The sequence below is a fragment of the Streptomyces omiyaensis genome (genome assembly GCF_014650895.1).
Lineage (GTDB): Bacteria > Actinomycetota > Actinomycetes > Streptomycetales > Streptomycetaceae > Streptomyces > Streptomyces omiyaensis.
Map to the genome: position 1 here is coordinate 178,006 of NZ_BMVV01000009.1, position 23,707 is coordinate 201,712.

The window sequence follows — 23,707 nt, forward strand, 5'->3', positions numbered from 1 at the left end:
GCCGTGGGGGAAGGGAGTTCGCCTCCTTCGGCTCACCTGCGAGGCGTCGTGCCCCGGTTGCCGAGCCGCTCCGCGAGGAAGGCGATGATCTCGTCGCGGGCCCGCAGGGTGGGGTGGCCGGCCGTGTCCACGAGATGGGCCGTGACGACGCTGTGCGCGGAGCCCACGGCGTCGCGGAAGAAGGGCGGCGGGTCCGGGTTCGCCGCGCCGGCCGGCAGGACCCGCCCGTCGAACGCGTCACCGAGCAGCGCGCGGTACGCGGCGAACCGCCGTCCCGTGCACCACCGGTCGTCCTCGAAGCGGTACGCGAGCACCTTCAGGCCGTCCCGCCGGACCCGGTCGGCCACGGCCGAGGCGTCGGCCGCGCTCAGTTCGAGCCCCGCCGGATCGTCGAGCGGCAGCGACGGGTGGTTCACCACCGGTGCCACGACGGCGGGTTCGAGCACCATGGAGAGGGCGAAGTTGCCGGTGAAGCAGAGGCCGATGGCCCCGACCCCCGGCCCGCCCCGCTCCGCGTGCGCCGCCCGCGCCAGGCCCCGCAGCCACGCCACCACCGGACTCGTGCCCCCGCCCGCGAAGGCCCGGAACTCGGCGGCGACGCAGGCGCGCCGCAGGACGCCCTCCGCCGGCGCGGTCCGCGGATAGGCCCCGTCGACCCCGAACAGCGAGGGCACGTACACGGAGAACCCCGCGTCCCGCACCCACCGCGCGAACCGCGCCACGTCCGGACTGATGCCCGGCATCTCCGGCATGACGACGACCGCGGGTCCCGCGCCCGAGACGTACACGCGCTTGCCGACGCCCTCCACCTCGACGTCCCGCCGCCCGAAGTCGTCCAGCGGGTCGTCGTCCTGTTTCTGTCCGCTCGTCATGACAGGCAGGATGGGGGGAGCGACGCCTCCCGGAGAACCGGCGATGTCGCCTGATCCCCGGGGGATCCCGCCACGGGTGTGGTGGTCGTTCCCTTGTCCGTACATCGTGGTCGGTGGTCGGTGGTCGGTGGTCGGTGGTCGGTGGTCGGCGGTCGGACGGCGGTGCCGTGGTTCCCGGCCCGTCGTCCGTCGTCCGTCGTCCGTCGCCCGTGGCTCCTCGTCCGCTGTCCCCCGGCCCGTCGGAGGTGGCCCGTGACCCCCGTGCGCGTGAGCGTGCTCGCCTACCCCGGCGTCTTCGCCTCCGAGGTGTACGGCGTCCCCGACCTCCTCACCATGGCGGCGCACGTCGCCGCGGCACGGGGCGCGGGCCGGGCCGCGTACGAGACCGCCGTGGTCTCGCCCCGCCGCCGGGTCGTCGCCTCCGGGGGCTTCCGGCTCGACGTCGCCGCGGTGCGCCCGGCCGACGTCCTGGTCGTGCCGGGCTTCGAACCCACCCCGGCGGGCGAGCCGGAAGCGGCGCTCGCCGGCCTCGGCCCGGAGCTCGCCACGATCCGGGCGCAGGCCGCCGCCGGCACCGCCGTGGTGGCCGTCTGCGTGGGGGCCTTCCTCCTCGCCGAGGCCGGACTCCTCCGCGGCCGGGGGGCGACGACCGGCTGGCTGTACGCGGACCGCCTGGCCCGCCGGTACCCCGAGGTCCTGCTGCGCAGGGAGCGGCTGGTGGTGACCGACCGCGGAGTGACGACCACCGCCGCCTTCAGCGCCATGTACGACTTCGCCCTGTCCTTCGTCCGCGACCGGGAGGGCCCCGGTGTCGCCCGGGCGACGGCCCGCGTGGCCCTCCTCGACGACACGCGCTCCTCCCAGACGCCCTACGTCGACACCGCCCTCCTCCCCGCGCCCGGGCACGGCTTCGCCGCCGGCGTCATGCGCCGGCTCGACCGGGACCTCGCCGCGCGGTACGACCTGCCGGCCCTGTCCCGGGAGTTCGGCGTCAGCACCCGGACGATGCTGCGCCGCTTCGGCGCCGAGACCGGCCGGACCCCCCTCGCCTACCTGCACTCCGCGCGCGTTCGCAGGGCCCGCCACCTCCTGGAGACCACCGACAGGACCGTCGCCGCGATCGCCGCCGACGTCGGCTACCGCGACGCGGGCACCTTCACCACCCTCTTCGTCCGGCACACCGGCCGCCGCCCCAGCGCCTGCCGCACGCCCCCCGACCCCCACCGCGCCACCTGACACCGCACACGGGCCCGCCCGTGCCGCCGCTCCCGCCGCCGCCCCCGCGCCGGGGCGCGGCCGCCGGCCCGGCGGTCCGCGGGTTCCCCGCGTGTGCGACGCTCCGGCGGTCGTCCGCTCGGACCTGGACGCCTGACCCGCGGTGCCGGAAGCGGGGCTGCTGGCCGTCTCCCGGGAGTTCGCGCACCTCACCCTCTCGCCGCACTCCCGCGACCCCTGTCCGGAAGAGCCGTCGCCGGACCACTCGGTCCACGTCCACGCCGACGGGTACGAGGACGGCGCGCGCGTCGCCCGGCTCGCCGCCCCGATCGGCGTCGAGGTCACCGACCGCGTGGAGCGGGCCCGATCCGAGGAGCGCGCGCCTCCGCCTGACGGGCGCTTCGGGCCCCCGCGTGCCGAAAGGACCGGCGGGCGGGCGACCCGAGGCTCCGGCGGTCCGGCGCCAGGGCCGGGCCTCGGGCCGGATCCCCGGGCCGCCGGAGCCTCGGGCTGGATCCCCGGGCCGGATCCCCGGGCCGGATCCCCCGGCCGGATTCCCGGGCCGGATTCCCGGGCCGGGCGGTCCTCAGGGTGGCGGGGTGCCGTACAAGGCGCCGAACGCGGCGGCGCGTTCGCGCAGCGAGGCGCGGAGGGACTCGGGCGCCAGGGCCTCCGCGTCCGTGCCGAGCCGCCACAGCGCCCAGAGGGCGTGGCGCGCGTCCTGGAAGACCACCTCCAGCCGGAGCCGCCCGTCCGCCGCGGGCTCCTCGGCCCGGACCGCCAGCACGGTGTCGAGGAGTTCCTCGCGCCGCACGGGATCCAGCCGGATCAGGACGGTGAGGTGGTCGCCGCCGGAGAGGAAGACGGCCGAGCGTTCCCGCCAGATCCGGTCCAGGTCGACCTGGTCGGGCCGCTCCGCCGGTTCGGGCAGTTCCTCGGCGGCGAGGACCCGCGACAGGCGGTAGGTGCGGTCCGCGCCCGCCCGGGTGGCCGGCAGGTAGGTCCGGTCGCGCACGGTCACCAGGCCGATCGGGTCGACGGTCCGCCACCGCGCGGGCCGGTCGGCGGCCGCGTAGTGGATCCGCAGCTTGCGTCCGGAGAGCACCGCGCGCCGGACCTCGCCCATCGCGGTGGCGGGCACGTCCTCCGTGACCGCCCGGCGCGCGAGGAGGTCGGTCTCCGGTTCGACGAGGAAGCGCCGGGCCGCGTCCCCGGCGGTGGCCTGGTGGTCCTCGGGCAGCGCGTCGACCACCTTCCGCAGCGCCTAGGCGAGGGCCGCCCCGAGACCGAACGCCCGCTCCCCGCGCCCCGGTCCCGCCGCCAGCAGGGCGATGGCCTCCTCGTGGCTCACCCCGGTCGGCTCGGTCCAGAAACCGGGCAGCAGTGCGAAGCGCCGTGCCGGCCGCGTTCGGCGTAGACCGGGACGCCGGCCGCGGACAGGGCCTCGATGTCGCGCAGCACGGTACGGGTGGACACCTCCAGCTCGCGGGCGAGCGCGCCGGCGGTCATCCGGCCCCGTCGGCGCAGCAGGAGCACCAGGGAAACCAGCCGGTCGGCGCGCACGCGGGAACCGTACCGGCATACATGACGAAGGGTGTCGTGATTCCTTGGCAGGCTCCTTCCCACGACGCCGCGGGCACGGCGAAGACGCGAAAGCACACGCATCGCACGCGACCACGCGGCCGCGCGGCGCACGCATCGAGCCCGACGGACGCGGCGCACGCGACGAACGGAACGGAGCAGACATGACGATCGAGCGAACCGCGGTCAACCCGGTGGTGTGGTCCGAGGAATGGGGCTTCAACCAGGGAGAACTGGTCACCGGTCAGACCCGCACCCTCTACCTCTCGGGCCAGACGGCGACGAGCGCCGAGGGCAGGCCCCTGCACGACGGCGACATGGCGGCACAGCCGGCGGTCGCCGTCGAGAACGTGGAGGCGGTGCTGGCCGGGGCCGGCATGACCCTCGCGAACCTCGTCCGCCTCAACGTCCACACGGTCGACGTCGACGCCCTCCTCCCGCACTACGGCGTGCTGGCCGGCTGGCCGCGGCGGGCGTCGCCCCCGTCACCACGATGCTCGGGGTGACCCGGCTGGCCGTCCCCGGCCAGCTGGTGGAGCTGGAGGGAACGGCCGTCGCGTGACGCCCGGAGGGACGGCCGCCACCGGGCGCTCCGGAGGCGGCCGCCCCGCCGCGCGTCCGGCGGACGGACCGTCCGGCCGCTACCGGCCCACCGGGATCCGTACGCTCCGGCAGCAGCGCAGGCCCGTGTCGACCAGGTCCGGCAGGCCGGGGGAGGGGACGAGGGTCGCCAGGCGGTGCATGGCGAGCGCCGCCTCCCACGCCGAGGCCTTGGCGGGCGAGGCGTCCCAGAACCCGGCGTCGAGCCGGGACCAGAGGTGCGCGCCGAACCCGAGGTGAATCGTTCCTGCCCGTGCGGCCTCCTCGTTCAGCGCCTCGCGCACCGCCGTCAGGAACGTCACGGCGTCCTCCGGCTCCAGGGCGTCGACGACGATCCGCAGGTAGGGCGCGATCAGCGAGGTCGCCTCCGTCCATCCGTCCTCGTGGCCGAAGCGCTCGCGCAGGTGTGCGTGCAGCGGGTGTTCCATGTCAGGAGTCATGCAATGAGAGATACGTTTCATCAGTGGATCTCGTTCGCGGCGACACGCGGATCGTCCGGCCCGCCGCTCGTATGGAGGGGGTCGGTCCGCGGGCTCCGGCGGGGCCGATCGGGTGGCGCCGCCGCGACACGGGGGAGGGGGCGGTCCGGCGGATCGATTCGCCTTCCGGCCCCATTCGTAGGGTGAGGCCCTTCCTCCTTGATCATCTCCGGAAGGGTTTCCCGCCATGAAGCTGCGCACCACGCTCGGCGCCTCCCTCGGCGCCTTCGCGCTCCTCCTGTCGACGGCCGGTTCCGCCCAGGCGGCCCAGGGCGAGTTCCACTACAAGTACGTCGACGGCTACGGCCAGGAGCGCCACGTCACCCTCCACGACCCGCACGGCGGCAAGTGCGTCAACCTCCACGCCGTGGGCGAGGACGACGAGCTCCCCGGCTACGGCCCGCACAACGACACCGACGCGGCCGTCACCGTCTACCTGGGCGCGAGCTGCACCGGGGCCGAGTGGCGGCTGCGGGCCCACGGCAAGCCCGCCAAGGACACCCTGGAACTCCGCTCGGTGCGCTTCGACGCCCCGGCCGCCCGGTAACACCCTGGGCGGTGGGCGGTGGGCGGTGGGCGGGGGGCAGGGGGTGGACGGGGGTGAGGGTGAAGGCGCGGACCGGACTCGGGGCCGGTTCCGCACCCGTCCGCCCACCGCCCGCTCGACCGCCTGTCGCCCGCCCCCGCTCGCCCGCCTGTCGCCCGCCCGCCGCGAGGGTCAGCAGGTCTCGTCGAACTTCACGGCGGTGAGGGCGACGGGCCGGCCGTCGAGCGCGGTCCCGGCGGCCGGGTCCTGGGTGCAGACCCGCCAGTTGGACTCCACGAGGATCATCCGGCCCTGCGGGGACGCGTCGGTGACCGTGAGGCTCGTCGAGGAGTCCAGGGACCGCCGGGCGATCTTGACGGACTTCCCCGTGAAGTCCGGCATGGTGGTGGCCGTCTCCGGCTCGGCGGCGCCCTGGTCCTTCCCGGGGCACTCCTCCTCCAGCCTGACCGTCGCGAAGTCGACCGTGACGTCGGTGGGGTGCTCGCCCGCGCCCGGCGTCTGGCCGCACACCTTCCAGTTGCGGTCCAGCGCCTGGGCGCGTCCCCGGCCGAGGGCGTCGTGGGAGCGCAGGGCGAAGAAGCCGGCGGCCTGGGCCTGGTCCTGGGCGGACTGGAGGCCCTTGCCGGTCATGTCCGCCAGCGTGCCCACCTCGTCGTCGCCGGTCGCCGGCGTGGCGGCCGGCGTGCGGGCCGGCGTGCCGGTGCGGCCGGTGGCCGGCTTGTCGGAGCCGGTCCCGCCGCCCTCCTCGCAACCGGAGAGGGTGAGGACCAGGAGTGCGGTGCCGGCGACGAGAGCGGTGTTCGTGAGGCGCATCGGTCCAGCCTGACGGAGCGGTCACGGTCGGTGGGCGGGGTTCACCAGGTTGTGACCCTGCGCTTCGTCCGCCCTCCCGCGGGAGCCCCGTCCGCCGTCCCCCGGGAGCCCCGTCCGCCGTCCCGCGGGCGGCCCGCCGTGAGGACGCGGCGGCGGGTGACGCATGCTCTTCCCCATGACTTCGTACGAGCCGCGCGTGGAGCACCTGGACGTCCTGATCGTCGGCGCCGGGATCTCCGGCATCGGCGCCGGCCGCTATCTGCGACTGGAGCATCCGGGCAGATCGTTCGCGATCCTGGAGGCCCGGGGCGCCTCCGGCGGGACCTGGGACCTCTTCCGGTACCCCGGAGTCCGCTCCGACTCCGACCTCTACACCTTCGGCTACGCGTTCAAGCCCTGGCGCGACCGGGAGTCGATCGCCACCGGCTCGCGCGTCCTGTCGTACCTCCGGGAGACGGTGACGGAGAACGGCCTCGACGCGCACATCCGGTACCACCACAAGGTGCTCGATGCCCACTGGTCGTCCGACCGGGCCCGCTGGACCGTCCGGACCGAGCGCACCGACCCGGAGACGGGGGCGGTCGAGCGGGTCGACCTCACCGCCGGGTGGATCTTCTGCGCCACCGGCTACTACCGGTACGACGAGGGCCACACCCCGCGCTTCGAGGGCCGCGACCGCTTCCGCGGGCGGATCGTCCACCCCCAGCACTGGCCCGAAGACCTCGACCACCGCGGCAAGCGCGTGGTCGTCATCGGCAGCGGCGCCACCGCCGTCACGCTGGTCCCGGCGATGGCGGAGGAGACGGCGCACGTCACCATGCTCCAGCGGACACCGACGTACATCGTGCCCGTCCCGAAGGAGGACCGGCTCGCCCGGCTACTGCGCGGTCTGCTGGGCGACGAGCGCGGCCACGCCCTGAGCCGCCGCAAGAACATCGTCCGCCAGCAGCTGTTCTGGCGGCTCTCCCGCCGCCATCCCACCGCGACCCGGAAGCTGATCCGCGCGGCCAACGCCCGCCTCCTGCCCGCCGGCTTCCCCGTCGACGAACACTTCTCCCCGCCGTACGACCCCTGGGACCAGCGGCTCTGCGCGGCACCCGGCGGCGACCTGTTCAAGGCCATCGGCTCCGGCCGGGCCTCGGTCGTCACCGACCGGATCGCCACCTTCACCGAGGACGGGATCCTGCTCGCGTCCGGCCGGGAGCTCCCCGCGGACGTCATCGTCACCGCCACCGGACTCGACCTCCGGCTCCTGGGCGGCATACGCCTGACCGTCGACGGCACGGAGGTCTCGCCGGCCGACTCGCTGCTCTACCGGGGCACGATGCTGTCCGGCGTCCCCAACCTCAACCTCGCCATCGGGTACACCCACGCCTCGTGGACGCTCAAGATCGGACTGCTCTGCGCGTACGTCTGCCGGCTGCTCGCCCACATGGACCGGCACGGCCACGACACCGCCTGGCCCGAGAGCGAACCCGGCCTGCCCACCCGCCCCATGCTCGACTTCGGGGCCGGCTACGTCCGGCGCGCGCTGGACCACCTTCCCCGGCAGGGCCCCGAGGCGCCCTGGGCGACGTCGACGAGCTACCACGGCGACCGCAGGCTGCTCCGGCAGGAGGAGATCGCCGACGGGCACCTCCGCTTCTCGGGCCCCGCCACCCGCGCCGCGACCGCCCCGGCGCCCGACCGGGCCGCTCCCGTGCCCGACCAGGCCGCCCGTGCCGCGACCGCTCCCGTGCCCGACCAGGCCGCCCGTGCCGCGACCGCTCCCGTGCCCGACCAGGCCGCCCGTGCCGCGACCGCTCCCGTCCCCGACCGGGCCGCCCGTGCCGCGACCGCGCCCGACCGCGCCTCCGTCCCGGCCGGGCCCGCACCCGCCCCCGGACGAGCCCCCGTGGACGGGGAGGGGGGACCGCCCCTCGCCGAGGAGACCGCCCAGGACCTCGACGCCGACGGGAAGACCGGCGAAGTGCGTTACGGGGGCGAGGAGTTCGGGGGTCCCGAGGCGAACCCCGGGCTCCGCGCGGCGACCCCGCTGTGAGATCTTGCTCGCTGTGACGATCTTCGACGAGGCATGGCCGGCGGCGCCCGAGGCGGTCCGGCGCTGCCTGGCGCTGGCCTACGAGGCGCTCCGGGCGGGCGGACTCGCGGTGGGATCCGTGCTCACCGACGCGAACGGGACGGTACGCGCCGAGGGGCGCAACCAGGCGTACGACGACGGTCCCGGAGCCGGCGCCCTGCGCGGCACGCCGCTGGCGCACGCCGAGCTCAACGCGCTGGCCGCCGCGCGGACCGAGTGGGACCTCGGCACCCTCACCCTGTGGAGCACCCAGGAACCCTGCTCCATGTGCACCGCCGCCGCGGCCTTCACGGGCGTGGGGGCGGTGCGGTACCTCGCCCCCGACCCGTGGGCGCTCGCGAGCGCGAACCACGGCTCCTCCGGCGTGGCGGGACTGGAGCAGCAGCCCTGGCTGGTGGCGGCCAACGTCATGTTCCTGCGGAGCGTCGCGGTCGCCGCCCGGGGCCCCGAGGAGCCGGCGACGCTGGTCCGCTGCCGGGAACTGGAGCCCGAGACCGCCGCCCTGCACGACTCCCTGCCGCCCGGACTGCCCTCGGCACCCACCGCCGAGGCGTGGCTGCGGGAGCTGTGGCCCGGCGTCGCCGCCGCCGCGCTCGCCCGGCCCGCCGGCCGGCACGGGGGAGGCGGCCGCGGCAGGCCCCACCGCACGGGATAGCCTGCCCGGACACGTCCCGGCGCGCCCGCGCCGCCGCGAGGACGCCCTTCCGGACGACGAGAGCGCCGACCCGATGCCCGCACCCCTCCCGACCCGCCCCGCGGCGCGAGCCCGCGGCGTCGGACAGGGGCTCGCGGCATCGGCGGTCGCCGCCCTCTGCGTCCTCCTCCCCATGGCCGGCCACCTGCTGGCCCAGGGCCACCTGCCCCGGTGGGCGCTCCCGGCCGTCCTGCTCGGCACACCGGCCGCCGGGGCGTACGCGCTCACGCGCCGCCGCCTGTCCGACCCCCAGCGGCTCGCCGCGCTCCTCGGCGCCCAGGCCGCCCACCAGCTCGCCTACGCCCTGCCCGGCGCCTGCGCCGCGGTCGGCCTCCCCGGCGGGGCCGGCGCGGCGGCCGGTCACGCCACCGCCGCCGGAATCCCGCCGGAGGCCTTCCTCGCGGGGCACCTCGTCACCCTCGTCCTCGCCGCGCGCCTGATCGGCGCCGAGGCGCGGCTGCGACGGCACTCCGCGGCCGTCCTCGCCGGGGTCGCCGCGCTCCTCGGCCTCCTCCGGCCGCTCCTCGTCGTCCGGGGCGCCGGTCCCGCACCGGCGTGCCGGCCGTCCGACGCGCCGCTCCCGCACTCCGCCCTCGTCCCGCGACCGGTCACCGGCCGGGCACCGCCGCGCGGCCCCTCCGGCCGCGTCCTGCTCCACGGCCGTGCCGGGGCCCGCCGATCGCCCTCCCTCGCCCTCGCGGCGTGACCGGGGGCGGGGCCCGGAGCCTCCCGGCCCGAGTCCCCCGCGGACCGGCTCCCGCGTAGGGGTCCCGGAGCCACTCGCCGTGCCCCCACCCGCCGTGCCCCCCACCCGCCGTGCTCTCGCCCGCCGGGGCGGCGTGCCGTCCCCGCGACGGCGGGCGTCCCCGGGCACCCTCGCCCGCCGAGCCGAGCCGAGCCGAGCCGAGCCGAGCCGAGCCGGGCCGGGTCGGACCGGGGCGGGTGGCCGGACCGGGGCGCCCGAGAGCGCGACGGGGGGCCGCTCGGTCCGGAGCGGGACGCTCGGCCCGGCGCGGGCCGCCGCGCTCCGCGTGCGCCCCTCCGTGCACCTTCTCTCTCCCCCTTCCTCTTTTTCCTCTCTCCCTTTCCCTTTCCCCTCCCCCTCCGAGGCATCATGACCACGCTGAAGAAGAACCTCCTCGCGGCCGGCGTCCTCGTCGCCGCGCTCGCCGTCGCGTTCGGCTCGTTCCTGCTGTTCGCCCCCCAGGACCCCGCCACCGGCCCCTACACCGGCCCCGCGGCCGACGCCAGGGCCGTCCGCGACACCAGCCACCGCCTCACCTCGCCGGCGAGGAGCGAGCTGACGGTGGTGGAGTTCCTCGACTTCGAGTGCGAGGGCTGCGGCGCCGTCCATCCCACCGTGGAGAAGCTGCGCGCCGCGTACGGGGACCGGGTCACCTTCGTCGCCCGCCACTTCCCGATGCCCGGCCACCGCAACAGCACCGCCGCCGCCCTCGCCGCCGAGGCCGCCGCCGGACAGGGCGGGTTCGAGGCCATGTACCGCAAGCTGTTCGCCACCCAGAAGGAGTGGGGCGAGTCGAAGGAGTCCAAGGAGGGACTCTTCCGCGAGTACGCCGCCGGCCTCGGCCTCGACACGGACCGGTACGACGCCGCCGTGAAGGACCCGGGCACGCTGCGCCGGGTCGAGGCCGACCAGCAGGACGGCCTCGGCCTCGGCGTGCAGGGCACCCCGACCTTCTTCGTCGACGGGCTGAGGATCGAAACCCCGCGGACGTACGAGGAGTTCGAGGCCCTCATCGACGCCAGGCTCGCCCGGTGAGGCGGGCGGCGGCGGCACGGCGGACGGGCCGTCCCCGCTCCGCCGGGTGCCCGGGGGCCCGGTGCCCGCAGGCCCCGCGCCCGTAAGGGCCGGGGGCCCTCCCCTCGCACGACGGGATCACCGGCGCCGTCCTCCGGCGTCGGCGATCCCGATGTCCTCGCGGTGTCCCGGCCTCCTCTCCCCCTTACGTCAACGCCGTTGACGCTCGGTGTCGGGCGGCGGTTCGATGCTGCCGACGAGGGGGCCGGCCGTCCGGCCGGCCGCCTCCGCCGCACCTGGAAGGGACGCCCATGACCCACCGCACCGACCTCGCCGCCCCCGGCGACGGCAGCGCGCACGCCGAACTCGCCTACCTGCCCGCCACCGAGGCCCTGGCCCGCTTCCGGGACCGCTCCCTGTCGCCGGTCGAGCTGATGACCGCCGTCATCGCCCGCGCCGAGGCCGTCGAGCCGAAGGTCAACGCCCTCGCCGAGCGGACCTTCGAGGAGGCGCTCGCCGCCGCGCGCGAGGCCGAGGCGCGGTACCTGGGCAAGGGGCCGGCACCCCGGGCGCTGGAGGGCCTGGCGGTCGCGACGAAGGAGGAGCAGCCGATCGCGGGGCGCCGCAGCACGGACGGCTCGCTGGCCTTCCGGGACGAGATCGCCGACGAGACGCACCCGGTCGTCGAGCGCGTCCGGGCGGCCGGCGGCATCGTGCACGCGCGGACCACCACGCCGGAGTTCAGCTGCGCGGCCTTCACGCAGTCGCGCCTGTGGGGCGTGACGCGCAACCCGTGGAACCTGGAGTTCAGCCCCGGCGGTTCGTCCGGCGGCGCCGGCGCGGCGCTCGCCTCGGGCACGACGACCCTCGCGACCGGCTCCGACATCGGCGGCTCCATCCGGATCCCCGCCTCCTGCACCGGCACCGTCGGCTACAAGCCGCCGTACGGCCGGGTCCCGGCGATGGCGCCCTTCAACCTCGACACGTACTGCCACGACGGGCCGATGGCACGGACGGTCGCCGACTGCGCCCTCCTGCAGAACGTCATCGCGGGCCCCCATCCCCTCGACGCCGTCTCGCTGCGCCCCCGGTTCACGCTGCCCGACGGCTTCGAGGGGGTCGAGGGCCTGCGGGTGGCGCTGTCGGTGACCCTCGGGGACTGGCCGGTCGACCCCGAGGTCGAGGCCCACACCCGCGCGGTCGCGGAGGCCCTGCGCGCGGCCGGAGCCGTCGTCGAGGAGGTGGAGGTGCCGATCACCCGCGCGGAGGTGAGGGAGGCGGCGATGATCCACTTCGGCACGGTCTTCGGGCCGTACGTCGCGTCGGTCGCCGCGGACCACGGCGACCTGCTCACCGCGTACGCGCTCGACTTCGCCGCGCGCACCGCCGAGGCCGCCCGCGAGCCCGGCAGCGTCATGCGCGGCCTGGAGCTGGAGGCGGGCGTGCAGCGGAGGCTCGGCCTCCTGCATACCCGTCACGACGTCCTGCTCTGCCCGACGACCGCCGTCCCGGCGCTGAAGGCCGACGACGACCACCTCTCCACCAGGATCGTGATCGAGGGGGTCGAGCTGGACTCCTACCTGGAGGCCGCGATGACCACGGCCTTCAACATCGCCGGCCGCTGCCCGGTCCTGAGCGTCCCCTCCGGGCTCGCCTCCACCGGCGTTCCGACCGGCGTCCAGATCGTGGGCCGGACCTACGACGACACCACCGTCTTCCGGGTGGCCGCGGCCGTCGAGGCGGCCCGTCCGTGGAGTGCCCGCCGCCCGCCCCTCTGAGCGCGGACGCCGTCCGCCGCGCCGTCCGCCGCCGTCCGGCCGCGGATCGGCGGAAGTTCGTCCCCGGCGCCACTTCCCCTCGCCCCGTGGGGCGTTGGAGGATCCGGGCATGACTCAGAACGCATCCCACGAGCCGGACGGGGCGTCGGCCGCCTACCTGGCGGGGCTCCGCGCGCGGCTGACGGCCGACGGCTGCACGGTGACCGACTCGGAGTGGCGCGGCTGTCCGGTGGTGGCCGCCCACCGGGCGGACCGCAGGGCGCGGTGGTTCGGGACGAAGGCGGAGCTGTTCGTCCTCGCCGCGGCCGTCCCCCAGGCCGACGTGGCCGCGCTGGAGGGGTTCACCCTGTGGGCCATGGAGCGGGCCAAGAGCCTGCGGGGCGGCATACCGGGCGCCCGCAACGTGACCCTGGTGCTGCCCGCGCTCGTGAGCGCGCGGGTGCAGCCGGAGGCGGCGCAGTGGGCGGCCCACGACGCCCGGACCGTCGACTCGACCGTGGTCAGCCGTCCGGTCACGGTCGAGTGCGGCCGCGGGGTCAGCCGGACCACGCTGTACCGGGGCCGGGTCGTGTGGGGCGGGCTGTTCACGAAGCACGTGCTGGAGAAGGCGGGCCGGTACTTCACGTGACCCCCTCCGGGCGGGGCGGGGACCACGGGCCCCGCCCGCCCGGGGCGCGGAGCCCCGTGACGGTCCGGGGCGCCGAGGCCCCCCGACGGTCCGGGGCGGGGCGGCCGCCGGCGCCCGGCGCGCCGCCCGTGCCGGCGACGGCCGGGAGGGCGGCCGCGGCGATGACGGCCGGAAGGCCGCCGGCCGGTGCGGCGGCGCGGGGTCAGGCCCGGACCAGCGGCGTGTCGACCAGGTGCTCGGCGACGAACCACGCCTGGAGCTCGCCCGTACGGATCACCTGGGACACCAGCAGGTCGTTGGTGCCGTCGTCGCCGAGCGCCGCCGTGCGCGCCGCGGCGTCGTGCGCGTCGGTCAGGATCGCCTCGTGCGCCTCCAGGAGCCGGGAGAGCATCGCCGGGACCTCCTCGACGCCGTCCGGGGGCCGGGGCACGGTGGTGAGCTCCGCGACGTGCCGGGGGTCGCCGACCGCGACGCCGCCGAGCGTCTGGACCCGCTCCGCGAGCGCGTCGACCAGGGCGAGCTGCTCGCCCGCGTGCTTGTCGAGCACCAGATGCAGCTGGTAGAAGGTCGCGCCCCGCATCAGCCAGTGGTGCTTCTTGTAGAGCCCGTACAGGATCTGGGTGTCCGCGAGGACCTTGTTCAGCCGCCCGCACGCGTACGTCCGGGCCTCCTGCGCCAGACCGACCGGGAACCCCTTCACCGTCCCGAACTCCTGGACGATCCGCCCCTCCTGGGGGAGGGCCGGCCGGCCCCCGTCCCACGCCTGTCCGTTCGCACTGTCCATCTGCCGCCTCCTGCGGTCCGGTCCACCGGGTACGGAAGGGGACGCTAGGCGGCCGGCGCGCCGCCGCTTGTCCGGCGGCGCACGCACGCCCGGCCGGGAGCGCACACCCCGGTGCGCGGGAGGGCCGCACCCGGTGCGCCCACGGCCAAGGCGCCCGCCGGCCGCCGCCGTACGTTTCGGGTCGTCAGCGGGACCCGGCCGGACCGGCACCGCCTCCGGGACGGACCCGTCGAGGAGGGCCGGTCCGGAGAGGCGCGGTCCCCTTCCCAGGAGGGTTCCGGAAGGTGTCCAGCATGCCGGTCGAGGGGCTCGTGCCCCGCGCCACCGAGGAAGACGCGGCCGACCTCGTCGTCCGCAACGCGAAGATCCACACGGGCGATCCGGCCCACCCGGCGGCCCGGGCGCTCGCCGTCCGCGACGGACGGATCCTCGCCGTCGGCGACGACCGCACCGTCGCCGGGCACATCGGTCCGGCGACCCGCGTGGTCGACGCGCTGGGCCGCCGCGTCGTCCCCGGACTCAACGACTCCCACCTGCACGTCATCCGCGGCGGCCTCAACTACGTCCTGGAGCTGCGCTGGGACGGCGTCCCCACCCTCCGCGAAGGGCTCGCCATGCTCCGCGAACAGGCGGCGCGGACGCCCAGGGGCCAGTGGGTGCGGGTCGTCGGCGGCTGGTCGGCGGAGCAGTTCGCCGAGCGCCGGATGCCCACCGTGTCCGAGCTGAACGCCGCCGCCCCCGACACCCCCGTCTTCGTCCTCCACCTCTACCAGGCCGCCGTCCTCAACCGGGCCGCGGTGCGCGCCGCCGGATTCACCCGCGACACCCCCGACCCGCGCGGCGGACGGATCGTGCGCGGCCGGGACGGCGAACCGACCGGAATGCTCCTCGCGGCCCCCGGTGCCCTCGTCCTCTACTCGACCCTCGCCAAGGCGCCCGCCCTCCCGGAGGAGGAACGCGCGCTCTCCACACGCCACTTCCTGCGGGAGCTCAACCGCTTCGGGCTCACCTCGGCCATCGACGCCGCCGGAGGCTTCCAGAGCTTTCCCGACGACTACGCCACGGTCGTCGGGCTCGCCGCGGCGGGACGGCTCACCCTGCGCATCGCCTACCACCTCTTCCCGCAGACCGCCGGGCAGGAACTGGCCGACCTCACCCGCTGGGTCGCCACCGTCCGCCCCGGGGACGGCGACGCCTGGCTGCGGCTCAACGGCGCGGGGGAGAACCTCACCTGGGCCGCCGCCGACTTCGAGAACTTCGCCCAGCCCCGGCCCGAACTCGCCCCCGGCTACGAGGACGAGTTCGAGCGGGCCGTCCGCCTCCTCATGGAGAACGGCTGGGGCTTCCGCCTGCACGCCACCTACGACGAGACCATCCGCCGCGACCTCGCCGTCTTCGAACGCCTCGCGGCCGACGGCCTCTTCCCGGCCGGCAACCGCTGGCTCTTCGACCACGCGGAGACCGTCTCCGCCGCCAGCCTCGACCGGATCGCCGCGCTCGGCGGCGCCGTCGCCGTGCAGAACCGCCTCTCCTTCCAGGGCGGCGCCTTCCTCGGCCGGTACGGACCGGGCGCCGCCGCCGACGCCCCGCCGCTGCGGGCCATGCTGGAGCGCGGCCTCACCGTCGGCGGCGGCACCGACGCCACCCGCGTCTCCACCTACAACCCGTGGATCGCCCTGCACTGGCTGGTCTCCGGCCGCTCCGTCGGCGACCTCGTCCTCCGGCCGCCCGGCAACCGCGTCGACCGCGGGACCGCCCTCGCGATGTTCACCCGGGCGGGCGCCGTCCTCACCGGCGAAGAGGACGTCAAGGGCGTGCTGCGCCCCGGCTTCCTCGGCGACCTCGCCGTCCTCTCCGACGACTACTTCACCGTCCCCGAGCCCGATATCGCCCGCATCGAGTCCCTCCTCACCGTGGTCGACGGGCGGATCGTGTACGCCGCCGCCGAGTACGAGGGCCTCGACGAGGAACTCCCGCCGGTCAGCCCCGCCTGGAGCCCGGTCGCCCGCTTCGGCGGCTACCGACCACGACTTCCCCCACCTGATCGCCGAGCCCCTCGACCGGAGCGCCGCCGGACGGCTGCTCGACGCCCAGCCGCATCCGCCGCGGGGCAAGTACCGCGCCCTCGTGCTCGACCAGGCCGCGGGCAACCCGCTCGCCCTCGTCGAGCTGGCCCGCGCCGTGGCCCGCACCCCCGACCGCGCCGTCGCCGGACCGGACGGGACCCTGCCGCTGACCGCCCGGCTGGAACGCCTCTTCGCCGCGGGCCTCCCCGGCCTGCCCGACGTCACCCGCCGCGCGCTGCTCACCGCCGCCGCGGCCGGCCCCGACCGGCTGCCCGACCTCCGGCGGGCGCTGCCCGAGCTCGACGACCCCGCGGTGTGGCAGCCCGCCGAACGGGCCGGGCTGATCCGGGTCGAGGCCGGTCACGTCCGGCTCCGCCACCCCCTGGTCCGCTCCGCCGTCTACCAGGCGGCGTCGTTCGCCGAGCGCCGCGCCGTCCACCTCGCCCTCGCCGACGCCCTCGCCCGGGAACCCGACCGGCGCGCCTGGCACCTGGCCGCCGCCGCCCCCGGGCCGGACGAGGAGGCGGCCGGCGCCCTCGCCGAGACCGCCGAACGCTCCCGCAGGCGCGGCGGGTACGCCGCCGCCGCGACCGCGCTCGAACGCGCCGCCGACCTCACCCCGGACACCGACCGCCGGGCCGGCCGGCTGGTCGCCGCCGCCACCGCCGCGATGTTCGCCGGGCACCCCCGCTGGGTCGGCGACCTCGCCCTCCGCGTCGCGACCCTCACCGACGACCCCGCCCACCTCGCCGAATCGTCCCTGCTCGGCGGCTGGTCGCTCGCCGTCACCCTCCGGCACGAGGACTCCCTCGCCTTCCTGCTGCCCGTCGCCGAGCGGATGGCGACCGCCGCCCCGGAGCTGGCGATGGGCGCCCTCAGCACCGGCGCCACCCCCGCGTACAACGCGGGATCCCCCTTCCACCGCGCCGAACTGCGCCGCCTCGCCGCCCTCATACCCGAAGGGCCGCTCCCGCCCGGCCGTCTCTGGACCCGGCTCGTCGCCGACCCCTTCGCCGACCGCGACGCCACCCTCGCCGAACTGCGGCGGCTGACCGCCGAGACCTCGCAGCCCACCCTCTCCGACCTCGTCGTCCTCGGCGCCGCGGCCTGGATCCTCGACGAGACCGAACTCGCCGTGCGCCTCCTGGGCCGGGCCAGGGACCACCACCGGCACGCCGCCACCGCCGGAGCCAACTGCACCGTCGCCCAGGCCCTCGCCCTCGCCCACTTCGAGCGCGGCGCCTGGACCGCGGCCGCCACCGCCGCCGAGGAGGCCTTCGCCATGGCCACCGAGGCCGGCGCCGACAACGTCACCGTCGGCGCGCCGATCCTCCAGGCCGCCCTGCGCGCCGTCCGCGGCGACAGCGACGGGGCGAGGGCCCGGGCGGCGGGCGCCGTCCACGGCGTCGACCTGCGCGGTTCCCGCAGCCTGTACGTCCGCCACCGCCAGGCCCTCGGCCTCGCCGCCGCGGCCGAGGCCGACCACGCCACCGCCTACGCCCACCTGCGGCGCTCCTTCACCCGGGACTTCCACCCCGTCCCCGTGCACCACCACACCTCGGTCCACCAGCTCGCCGACCTCGCGGCCGCCGCCGTCCGCGCGGGACGCGCCGACGACGCGCGCGCCGTGCTCGGCTCCACCACCGCCGAGCTCGGCTCCGCCCGCTCCGCCCGCCTCGACGCCGTCGTGCACCGCGCCACGGCCCTGCTCGCCGACCCGGACGAGGCCGAGCCGCACTTCCGCGCCGCGCTCGACGACCCGGCCGGCGCCCGGTGGCCCTTCGAACACGCCCTGACCCAGCTCGACTTCGGCGAGTGGCTGCGCCGCCGCCGCCGCCGGGCCGCCGAGGCCCGCGCGCCGCTGACCGCCGCGCTCGACGCCTTCGAACGGCTCGACGCCCGCCCCTGGGCCGACCGCGCCGCCGCCGAACTGCGCGCCGCCGGCGTCGCCGTCACCGAGCCCCGGGCCTCCGAGGCCGCCGACCTCACCCCGCAGGAGCTCCGGATCGCCCGGCTGGCGGCGGCGGGCCTCACCAACCGGGACATCGGCGCCCGCCTCTACCTGTCGCCGCGCACCATCGGCTTCCACCTCCACAAGATCTTCCCCAAGCTGGGCGTCACCGCCAGGGCCCAGCTGCGCGACGCCCTCGGGGACCCTCCGGAGCAGGGCTGACCGGGCACGATCGGACCGCCGGCGGTGCGCCCGCGGACAAGCGGCGCCGTGCCGCCGCACCTAGCCTGACGGCGTCCGATCCAGCGACGTAAGGAACGCACGATGCCGTACATCACCGTGGGCCGGGAGAACTCCGCCCCCATCGACCTCTCCTACGAGGACCAGGGCACCGGACAGCCGGTCGTCCTCATCCACGGCTTCCCCCTCGACGGGCGCTCCTGGGAGCGCCAGACCGCCGCGCTGCTCGCCGCCGGCCACCGCGTCGTCACCTACGACCGGCGGGGCTTCGGCCGCTCCTCGCAGCCGGCCACCGGCTACGACTACGACACCTTCGCGGCCGACCTCCACACCCTCCTGGAGACCCTCGACCTGCACGACGCCGTCCTCGTCGGCTTCTCCATGGGCACCGGCGAGGTCGCCCGTTACGTGTCCCGGTACGGCACCGGGCGGATCGCCAAGGTGGCCTTCCTCGCCTCCCTGGAGCCCTGGCTCCTGAAGACCGAGGACAACCCCGACGGGGCGGCGGACCAGGACTTCTTCGACGGCGTCGTCGCGGCGGTCGAGGCCGACCGGTACGCCTACTACACGGCGTTCTTCCAGGACTTCTACAACCTGGACGAGAACCTGGGCAGCCGCATCAGCGAGGAGGCGCTCCGCAACAGCTGGCTCACCGCCGCGCGCGGCGGCTCCTTCGCCGCCTCGGCCGCCCCGTCCACCTGGTACACCGACTTCCGCGCCGACATCCCGGCGGTGGACGTCCCGGCGCTCATCCTGCACGGCACGGCGGACCGCATCCTCCCGGTCGAGCACACCGGCCGCCCCTTCCACCGCGCTCTCCCGTCCGCCGACTACGTGGAGATCGAAGGCGCCCCGCACGGACTGCTGTGGACCCACGCGGACGAGGTCAACGAGGCGCTGCTGGCCTTCCTGGCCCGGTAGGCGGAAGCGCACGCCGTCCGCCGCGGGCCGGTCCTCCGGGGGCCGGCCCGCGGCGGACGGCCGTCCTCGCGCGTCAGCGCGCGGCGGGACCGGCGTCGAGCGCCAGGGTCCAGTTCTGGCCGACGAGGTCGTGGCCGAAGCGGTGGACCGGCTCCTCGTCGGCGAGGGCGAAGCCGAAGTGCTCGTAGATGCGGCGCGCGGAGGTCAGGTTGCCGGTGGTCCACAGCGTCACGCGCCGGTACCCGGCCTCGCGGGCGAAGGCCAGCGCGTCGCCCACGAGCCGCGTGCCCAGGCCGAGGCCCCGGGCCGCCGGCGTGACGACCAGGACCCGGAGCTTCGCGAGTCCCTCCCCGCCGCCGTCGACGAGGAGGACGCAGCCCGCGCGTGCGCCGTCGACCTCGGCGATCCACGCCGCCTCCCGCGCGGGGTCGTGCCCGGCCGCGTACCCGGCCACCACCTGTGCGACCAGGGCCTCGAAGTCGGTGTTCCAGCCGAACTGCCGGGCGTAGACCTCCCCGTGGACCATCACCACCCAGCCCAGGTCGCCCGGCCGGTCGGCGCGGCGGACCACGACCCGCCGCCGGTCGTCGGCTCCGTCTGACATCTCACACACTCCGGCACCCCTGCGTCACTGAGAGCTACTGACACGAGTGTGTCAGTAGCTCTAGGCTAGATCCATGTCCTCCGATGCCGCAAACCCCTCGGCCCGCCGGACCGAGCTGCTCGAAGCCGCCTACCGGTACGTCCTCGCCCACGGCCTGACCTCCCTGTCCCTCCGTCCGCTCGCCGAGGCCGTCGGCTCCAGCACCCGCGTGCTGATGTTCCTGTTCGGGAACAAGGACGGACTCGTCCACGCCCTGCTGGAGCGGGCCCGCGCCGACGAACTGGAACTCCTCGCCGGCCTCCGGGCCGACCGGCCCGCGGGACTCGCCCAGGCCGCAGACGAGGTCTGGGCGTGGCTCGCGGCCCCGGACCACCGCGCCCTGCTGCGCCTGTGGGCCGAGGCGTACGCCCGCTCCCTCGTCGAACCCGACGGCCCCTGGGCCGGATTCGCGCGGGCGACCGTCACCGACTGGCTCGACGTCCTCGCCGCCTGCCAGCCCGCACCGGAGCGGGAGAGCGAGGAGGGGACCCTGCGCCGCACGCTGACCCTCGCGGTCCTGCGCGGAGCGCTCCTCGACCTCCTCGCCACCGACGACGCGCTCCGGGCGACCGCCGCCGTCACCTCCTACACGGCCTCCCTCCGGTCCGGCGACGCCGCCCCGGAGTAGCCCGCCCGCGGCCGGCGGCCGGACCGGCGGGACCCCGCTGCCTCGCCGTCCGGCCGAGGTGGTGCCAGCCTGGGAGTGTCGCCCCGCAGGGGCCGCGGCCGGCGGGGCGGACCCGCCCGGAGGTGAGCCATGAGCGAGCGTGACCCGTACGGACGGGCACCGGACCCGTCGTACGCCGACCCCGGCCGGCGGACCGCCGTGCTCCTCGTCCTCCTCGCCGCGCTCGTCTGCGGCGTCCTCGGCGGCGCGTACCTGTGGAGCTTCGCCACCGGCGTCGACCGGGCCCGCGCGGCCGACCTGCACCGCGTGACCGCCACCACCACGGGGCGGGCCGCGCAGCCGGAGGCCGCCCTGCGCCTCGGCTCGGATCCGGTCGCCGTCGCACCCGCCGTCTGGGAGTACCCGGACGACGTCCGCCGCACCGGGACGGTCGAGGTCCCGCCCCGCACGCCGCCCGGAGGGACCGTGGCCGTGTGGGTGGACGACGCGGGCGCGCTCGTCCACCGGACGGGCGGGAACGCGGACCGCCTGCTCGTCACCTTCGCCGGGGGCGTCGCGACCGCCGGGGCGGCCGGCGCGGCGGGAGCCGGCGTCGTCGCCCTCGTCCGGTACTGCGCCGACCGCCGGACCCTGGCGGCCCTGGAGCGCGAGTGGGAGCAGGTGGAGCCCGTCTGGACCGGCCGCCTCCGGCGGGGCAGCGGCCCGCCCGCGGACGACGCGTGACCGGGCCGGCGGCCGCACGGAACGGCCCCCGCCGGGTACCGGAGGAAAAAGTTCCGCCGACCCCATCCGGACGGCCCCTTCGGGCGGAAGGCATGGGTGACAGACAGGACACCCGATCCACGGCCGCGGACCCCCGTCCGGGCCCGTGGGAGGAGGACGTCATGAACACCACGTTCACCCGCCGCCGCGTCTCGTCCGCCCTGGCCGCAGCCGCCCTCGCCGTCTCCTTCGGGGCGTTCGCGCCGCACGCCTCCGCCGCGGAGGCCGACGCGCCGTTCGGCCCGGGATGCGCCGCGCTGCCGCAGGAGGGGGCCGGTTCCGCCGCCGACATGGCCGACGACCCCGTCGCCACGGCCGCCTCGAACAACCCCGCCCTGTCGACGCTGGCCGCGGCCGTCGAGAAGGCCGGCCTGGTCGACACCCTGAACGAGGCGGAGGACATCACGGTCTTCGCCCCGACCGACGAGGCCTTCGCCAAGATCCCCAAGGCCGACCTGGACAAGGTGCTCGCCGACAAGGCCACCCTCACCGAGATCCTCACCTACCACGTCGTCGACGAACCGGTGGACAAGGCGGACCTCGCCGACGGCTCCTTCAAGACGCTCCAGGGCGGCACGCTGACCACCGACGGCTCGGGGGACGCCTACAAGGTGAACGACACCGCCACCGTCGTCTGCGGCGACGTGCAGACCTCCAACGCCACCGTCCACGTCATCGACACCGTGCTCATGCCGAAGTGAGGAGGCCGAAGGGAATGGACGCTCCCACCCCGCCGTCCGAGGGCGCCCGCTGTCTGGTCACCGGCGCGAGCGGCTACATCGGTGGCCGTCTCGTGCCGGAACTGCTCGACAGCGGGTACGCCGTCAGGTGCCTCGCCCGCCATCCGGACAAGCTCCGCGACTTCCCCTGGACCGACCGGGTGGAGACCGTGCGCGGCGACGTCACCGACGCCGCGAGCCTGCGGGACGCGTTCCGCGGCGTCGACGTGGCCTACTACCTGGTCCACTCGATGAGCTCGTCCGCCGACTTCGAGAGCACCGACCGCCGCGCCGCGCGCACCTTCGCCGCCGAGGCGCGGGCGGCCGGCGTGCGGCGCATCGTCTACCTGGGCGGCCTCTCCCCGCGCGGCGTACCGGACGAGGAGCTCTCCCCGCACCTGCGGTCCCGCGCCGAGGTGGGGCGCGTCCTCCTCGACTCGGGCGTCCCCACCACCGTGCTGCGCGCCGCCGTCGTCATCGGGTCCGGATCCGCCTCCTTCGAGATGCTCCGCTACCTGACCGAACGCCTGCCCGTCATGGTCACCCCGAGCTGGGTCGGCACCCGGGTCCAGCCCATCGCCGTCCGCGACGTCCTGCGGTACCTCGTCGGCAGCGCCGCCATGCCCCCGGACGTCAGCCGGGCCTTCGACGTCGGCGGACCCGACGTGCTCACCTACCGCGAGATGATGACCCGGTACGCGGAGACCGCGGGGCTCCGCAAGCGCCTCATCGTCCCCGTGCCCGTCCTCACCCCCCGGCTCTCCAGCCACTGGATCGGACTCGTCACGCCGGTCCCCGCCTCCCTCGCGCGGCCCCTCACCGAATCCCTCCGCCACGAGGTCGTCTGCGCCGAGCACGACATCGCCCGGTACGTCCCCGACGGACCGGGCAGACCCATCCCCTTCGACGAGTCCCTCCGACTCGCCCTCCGCCGCGTGCGCGAGGCCCGGGTCACCACGCGCTGGTCCTCCGCCTCGACGCCGGGGGCGCCGAGCGACCCGCTGCCGACCGACCCCGACTGGGCGGGCGGCAGCCTCTACACCGACCGGCGCTCACGGCCGGTCGACGCGAGCCCCGAAGCCCTGTGGAAGGTCATCGAGGGAGTCGGCGGCGAGAACGGCTGGTACTCCTTCCCGCTCGCCTGGGCCGTGCGGGGCTGGGCCGACCGCCTCGTCGGGGGCGTCGGACTGCGCCGGGGCCGCCGGGACGCGCACCGCCTGCGGGTCGGCGACGCGCTGGACTTCTGGCGCGTCGAGGAGATCGACCGCGGACGCCTGCTGCGGCTGCGCGCCGAGATGCGCCTGCCGGGCCTCGCCTGGCTGGAGATGTCCGTCGACCGCGACGACCGCGGCCGCACCTCCTACCGCCAGCGGGCGCTCTTCCACCCCCGGGGCCTCGCGGGACAGGCCTACTGGTGGAGCGTGGCCCCCTTCCACGCCGTCGTCTTCGGCGGCATGGCCAGGAACATCGCCCGCACCGCGGAGACGGAGGAGCAGCGGTGACCCCGCCGGACCAGCGCACCGCACCCCCGCCGGACGGCCCCGCCTGGACGGTGGCCCCCGACGCCGGCCGTACGGCTCCGGCGCACTGCGCCCACCTCGACGCCCCCGTCCCGCCCGCCGGCGCGGCGGCCGGGGCGGTCTGCGCGCAGTGCGCGGCGCGCGGGACCGCCTGGCGGCGCCTGCGCCGGTGCGCCGCGTGCGGCCACGTCGGCTGCTGCGACAGCTCCCCGGGCGCCCACAGCCACGCCCATCACACGGCGACCGGACATCCGGTGGCGGTCTCGCTCGCCCCCGACGAGGACTGGGCCTGGTGCTTCGTGGACGAACTGTTCCTGCTGCGGGCACGGGACGACGAGCCGGGGAGGGCGGCGCCGCGCCCGGGGAGCGCCGCCCGCACGGGCCGGTGACACCGCCGCGCCCGGGTCCCCGCAGGCGGGGGCGACAC

Annotated in this window: 20 protein-coding genes and 3 pseudogenes; 17 read left to right on the forward strand and 6 right to left on the reverse strand. The window is 76.4% G+C overall.

The window, feature by feature from the left end; genetic code table 11:
- Positions 1-32 precede the first annotated feature (32 nt).
- Positions 33-872, reverse strand: a complete 840-nt coding sequence (locus IE287_RS17565) for a dienelactone hydrolase family protein (protein ID WP_189849990.1) — start codon at positions 870-872, stop codon at positions 33-35.
- 252 nt (positions 873-1,124) lie between these two features.
- Here IE287_RS17565 and IE287_RS17570 point away from each other — a divergent pair, with 252 nt between their 5' ends.
- Positions 1,125-2,108, forward strand: coding sequence for a GlxA family transcriptional regulator (locus tag IE287_RS17570; RefSeq protein WP_229883544.1), 984 nt, complete (start codon positions 1,125-1,127; stop codon positions 2,106-2,108).
- Positions 2,109-2,673: 565 nt separating this feature from the next.
- On the opposite strand, the pseudogene IE287_RS17575 reads toward IE287_RS17570, so the two are convergent.
- Positions 2,674-3,650 (reverse strand): annotated as a pseudogene (locus tag IE287_RS17575) (helix-turn-helix transcriptional regulator).
- 182 nt (positions 3,651-3,832) lie between these two features.
- Between IE287_RS17575 and IE287_RS17580 the strand changes: the two are divergent.
- Positions 3,833-4,230, forward strand: a pseudogene (locus IE287_RS17580) (RidA family protein).
- Between the two features lie 79 nt (positions 4,231-4,309).
- Here the strand turns inward: IE287_RS17580 and IE287_RS17585 are convergent.
- Positions 4,310-4,708 (reverse strand): hypothetical protein, encoded by a 399-nt coding sequence (locus IE287_RS17585; RefSeq protein WP_189849991.1) that lies wholly within the window; start codon positions 4,706-4,708, stop codon positions 4,310-4,312.
- A 226-nt stretch (positions 4,709-4,934) separates the two neighbouring features.
- Between IE287_RS17585 and IE287_RS17590 the strand changes: the two genes are divergently transcribed.
- Positions 4,935-5,294 carry a hypothetical protein gene (locus IE287_RS17590; RefSeq protein ID WP_189849992.1) on the forward strand — a complete coding sequence of 120 codons (360 nt, stop codon included), beginning with the start codon at positions 4,935-4,937 and terminating at the stop codon, positions 5,292-5,294.
- 171 nt (positions 5,295-5,465) lie between these two features.
- On the opposite strand, the gene IE287_RS17595 is transcribed toward IE287_RS17590, so the two are convergent.
- Positions 5,466-6,107 carry a PASTA domain-containing protein gene (locus IE287_RS17595; RefSeq protein ID WP_189849993.1) on the reverse strand — a complete coding sequence of 214 codons (642 nt, stop codon included), beginning with the start codon at positions 6,105-6,107 and terminating at the stop codon, positions 5,466-5,468.
- Between the two features lie 175 nt (positions 6,108-6,282).
- Here IE287_RS17595 and IE287_RS17600 point away from each other — a divergent pair, with 175 nt between their 5' ends.
- The 6 genes from IE287_RS17600 (at position 6,283) to IE287_RS17625 (ending at position 13,046) form a co-directional block, all read left to right on the forward strand.
- Positions 6,283-8,148 (forward strand): flavin-containing monooxygenase, encoded by a 1,866-nt coding sequence (locus IE287_RS17600; RefSeq protein ID WP_189849994.1) that lies wholly within the window; start codon positions 6,283-6,285, stop codon positions 8,146-8,148.
- 13 nt (positions 8,149-8,161) lie between these two features.
- The gene (locus IE287_RS17605; protein ID WP_229883545.1) at positions 8,162-8,842 is read left to right on the forward strand and encodes a nucleoside deaminase; all 681 of its coding nucleotides are present in this window, start codon (positions 8,162-8,164) and stop codon (positions 8,840-8,842) included.
- Between the two features lie 73 nt (positions 8,843-8,915).
- Entirely contained in the window at positions 8,916-9,587 is a 672-nt protein-coding gene (locus IE287_RS17610; protein ID WP_189849995.1) for a hypothetical protein, read from the forward strand.
- A gap of 408 nt (positions 9,588-9,995) precedes the next feature.
- Positions 9,996-10,661 carry a DsbA family protein gene (locus IE287_RS17615; protein ID WP_189849996.1) on the forward strand — a complete coding sequence of 222 codons (666 nt, stop codon included), beginning with the start codon at positions 9,996-9,998 and terminating at the stop codon, positions 10,659-10,661.
- A gap of 290 nt (positions 10,662-10,951) precedes the next feature.
- Positions 10,952-12,418 carry an amidase gene (locus IE287_RS17620; RefSeq protein ID WP_189849997.1) on the forward strand — a complete coding sequence of 489 codons (1,467 nt, stop codon included), beginning with the start codon at positions 10,952-10,954 and terminating at the stop codon, positions 12,416-12,418.
- Positions 12,419-12,527: 109 nt separating this feature from the next.
- Positions 12,528-13,046 (forward strand): hypothetical protein, encoded by a 519-nt coding sequence (locus IE287_RS17625; RefSeq protein ID WP_229883546.1) that lies wholly within the window; start codon positions 12,528-12,530, stop codon positions 13,044-13,046.
- Positions 13,047-13,248: 202 nt separating this feature from the next.
- Here the strand turns inward: IE287_RS17625 and IE287_RS17630 are convergent, their stop codons facing one another.
- Positions 13,249-13,830: a Dps family protein gene (locus IE287_RS17630; RefSeq protein ID WP_189849998.1), complete on the reverse strand. Its 582-nt coding sequence runs from the start codon at positions 13,828-13,830 to the stop codon at positions 13,249-13,251.
- A 284-nt stretch (positions 13,831-14,114) separates the two neighbouring features.
- Between IE287_RS17630 and IE287_RS17635 the strand changes: the two are divergent.
- The 3 genes and pseudogenes from IE287_RS17635 to IE287_RS17645 form a co-directional block, all read left to right on the forward strand.
- Positions 14,115-15,854 (forward strand): annotated as a pseudogene (locus IE287_RS17635) (amidohydrolase); the annotation flags it as partial.
- Between the two features lie 103 nt (positions 15,855-15,957).
- Entirely contained in the window at positions 15,958-18,069 is a 2,112-nt protein-coding gene (locus IE287_RS17640; protein WP_229883547.1) for a helix-turn-helix domain-containing protein, read from the forward strand.
- Between the two features lie 102 nt (positions 18,070-18,171).
- Entirely contained in the window at positions 18,172-19,008 is an 837-nt protein-coding gene (locus tag IE287_RS17645) for an alpha/beta fold hydrolase (RefSeq protein ID WP_189849999.1), read from the forward strand.
- A gap of 73 nt (positions 19,009-19,081) precedes the next feature.
- Here IE287_RS17645 and IE287_RS17650 read toward each other — a convergent pair whose 3' ends face one another.
- Positions 19,082-19,612, reverse strand: coding sequence for a GNAT family N-acetyltransferase (locus IE287_RS17650; protein WP_189850000.1), 531 nt, complete (start codon positions 19,610-19,612; stop codon positions 19,082-19,084).
- Positions 19,613-19,685: 73 nt separating this feature from the next.
- On the opposite strand from IE287_RS17650, the gene IE287_RS17655 reads away from it, so the two are divergent.
- The 5 genes from IE287_RS17655 (at position 19,686) to IE287_RS17675 (ending at position 23,669) form a co-directional block, all read left to right on the forward strand.
- A complete protein-coding gene (locus IE287_RS17655; RefSeq protein ID WP_189850001.1) occupies positions 19,686-20,279 on the forward strand; it encodes a TetR/AcrR family transcriptional regulator in 594 nt (197 codons plus the stop codon).
- 129 nt (positions 20,280-20,408) lie between these two features.
- Positions 20,409-21,002 carry an Rv1733c family protein gene (locus tag IE287_RS17660; protein ID WP_189850002.1) on the forward strand — a complete coding sequence of 198 codons (594 nt, stop codon included), beginning with the start codon at positions 20,409-20,411 and terminating at the stop codon, positions 21,000-21,002.
- A 161-nt stretch (positions 21,003-21,163) separates the two neighbouring features.
- Positions 21,164-21,742: a fasciclin domain-containing protein gene (locus IE287_RS17665; RefSeq protein ID WP_189850003.1), complete on the forward strand. Its 579-nt coding sequence runs from the start codon at positions 21,164-21,166 to the stop codon at positions 21,740-21,742.
- 14 nt (positions 21,743-21,756) lie between these two features.
- Positions 21,757-23,262, forward strand: coding sequence for an SDR family oxidoreductase (locus IE287_RS17670; protein ID WP_189850004.1), 1,506 nt, complete (start codon positions 21,757-21,759; stop codon positions 23,260-23,262).
- Positions 23,259-23,669 (forward strand): UBP-type zinc finger domain-containing protein, encoded by a 411-nt coding sequence (locus IE287_RS17675; RefSeq protein WP_229883548.1) that lies wholly within the window; start codon positions 23,259-23,261, stop codon positions 23,667-23,669. The genes IE287_RS17670 and IE287_RS17675 overlap by 4 nt, the downstream gene beginning before the upstream one ends.
- Positions 23,670-23,707 lie beyond the last annotated feature (38 nt).

Coding starts and splice junctions, on each gene's coding strand:
- IE287_RS17565 (WP_189849990.1), bottom strand. CDS start 872: ATGACGAGCGGACAGAAACAGGACGACGACCCGCTGGACGACTTCGGG.
- IE287_RS17615 (WP_189849996.1), top strand. CDS start 9,996: ATGACCACGCTGAAGAAGAACCTCCTCGCGGCCGGCGTCCTCGTCGCC.
- IE287_RS17665 (WP_189850003.1), top strand. CDS start 21,164: ATGAACACCACGTTCACCCGCCGCCGCGTCTCGTCCGCCCTGGCCGCA.
- IE287_RS17590 (WP_189849992.1), top strand. CDS start 4,935: ATGAAGCTGCGCACCACGCTCGGCGCCTCCCTCGGCGCCTTCGCGCTC.
- IE287_RS17650 (WP_189850000.1), bottom strand. CDS start 19,612: ATGTCAGACGGAGCCGACGACCGGCGGCGGGTCGTGGTCCGCCGCGCC.
- IE287_RS17655 (WP_189850001.1), top strand. CDS start 19,686: ATGTCCTCCGATGCCGCAAACCCCTCGGCCCGCCGGACCGAGCTGCTC.
- IE287_RS17595 (WP_189849993.1), bottom strand. CDS start 6,107: ATGCGCCTCACGAACACCGCTCTCGTCGCCGGCACCGCACTCCTGGTC.
- IE287_RS17670 (WP_189850004.1), top strand. CDS start 21,757: ATGGACGCTCCCACCCCGCCGTCCGAGGGCGCCCGCTGTCTGGTCACC.
- IE287_RS17620 (WP_189849997.1), top strand. CDS start 10,952: ATGACCCACCGCACCGACCTCGCCGCCCCCGGCGACGGCAGCGCGCAC.
- IE287_RS17610 (WP_189849995.1), top strand. CDS start 8,916: ATGCCCGCACCCCTCCCGACCCGCCCCGCGGCGCGAGCCCGCGGCGTC.
- IE287_RS17600 (WP_189849994.1), top strand. CDS start 6,283: ATGACTTCGTACGAGCCGCGCGTGGAGCACCTGGACGTCCTGATCGTC.
- IE287_RS17630 (WP_189849998.1), bottom strand. CDS start 13,830: ATGGACAGTGCGAACGGACAGGCGTGGGACGGGGGCCGGCCGGCCCTC.
- IE287_RS17660 (WP_189850002.1), top strand. CDS start 20,409: ATGAGCGAGCGTGACCCGTACGGACGGGCACCGGACCCGTCGTACGCC.
- IE287_RS17625 (WP_229883546.1), top strand. CDS start 12,528: ATGACTCAGAACGCATCCCACGAGCCGGACGGGGCGTCGGCCGCCTAC.
- IE287_RS17645 (WP_189849999.1), top strand. CDS start 18,172: ATGCCGTACATCACCGTGGGCCGGGAGAACTCCGCCCCCATCGACCTC.
- IE287_RS17585 (WP_189849991.1), bottom strand. CDS start 4,708: ATGACTCCTGACATGGAACACCCGCTGCACGCACACCTGCGCGAGCGC.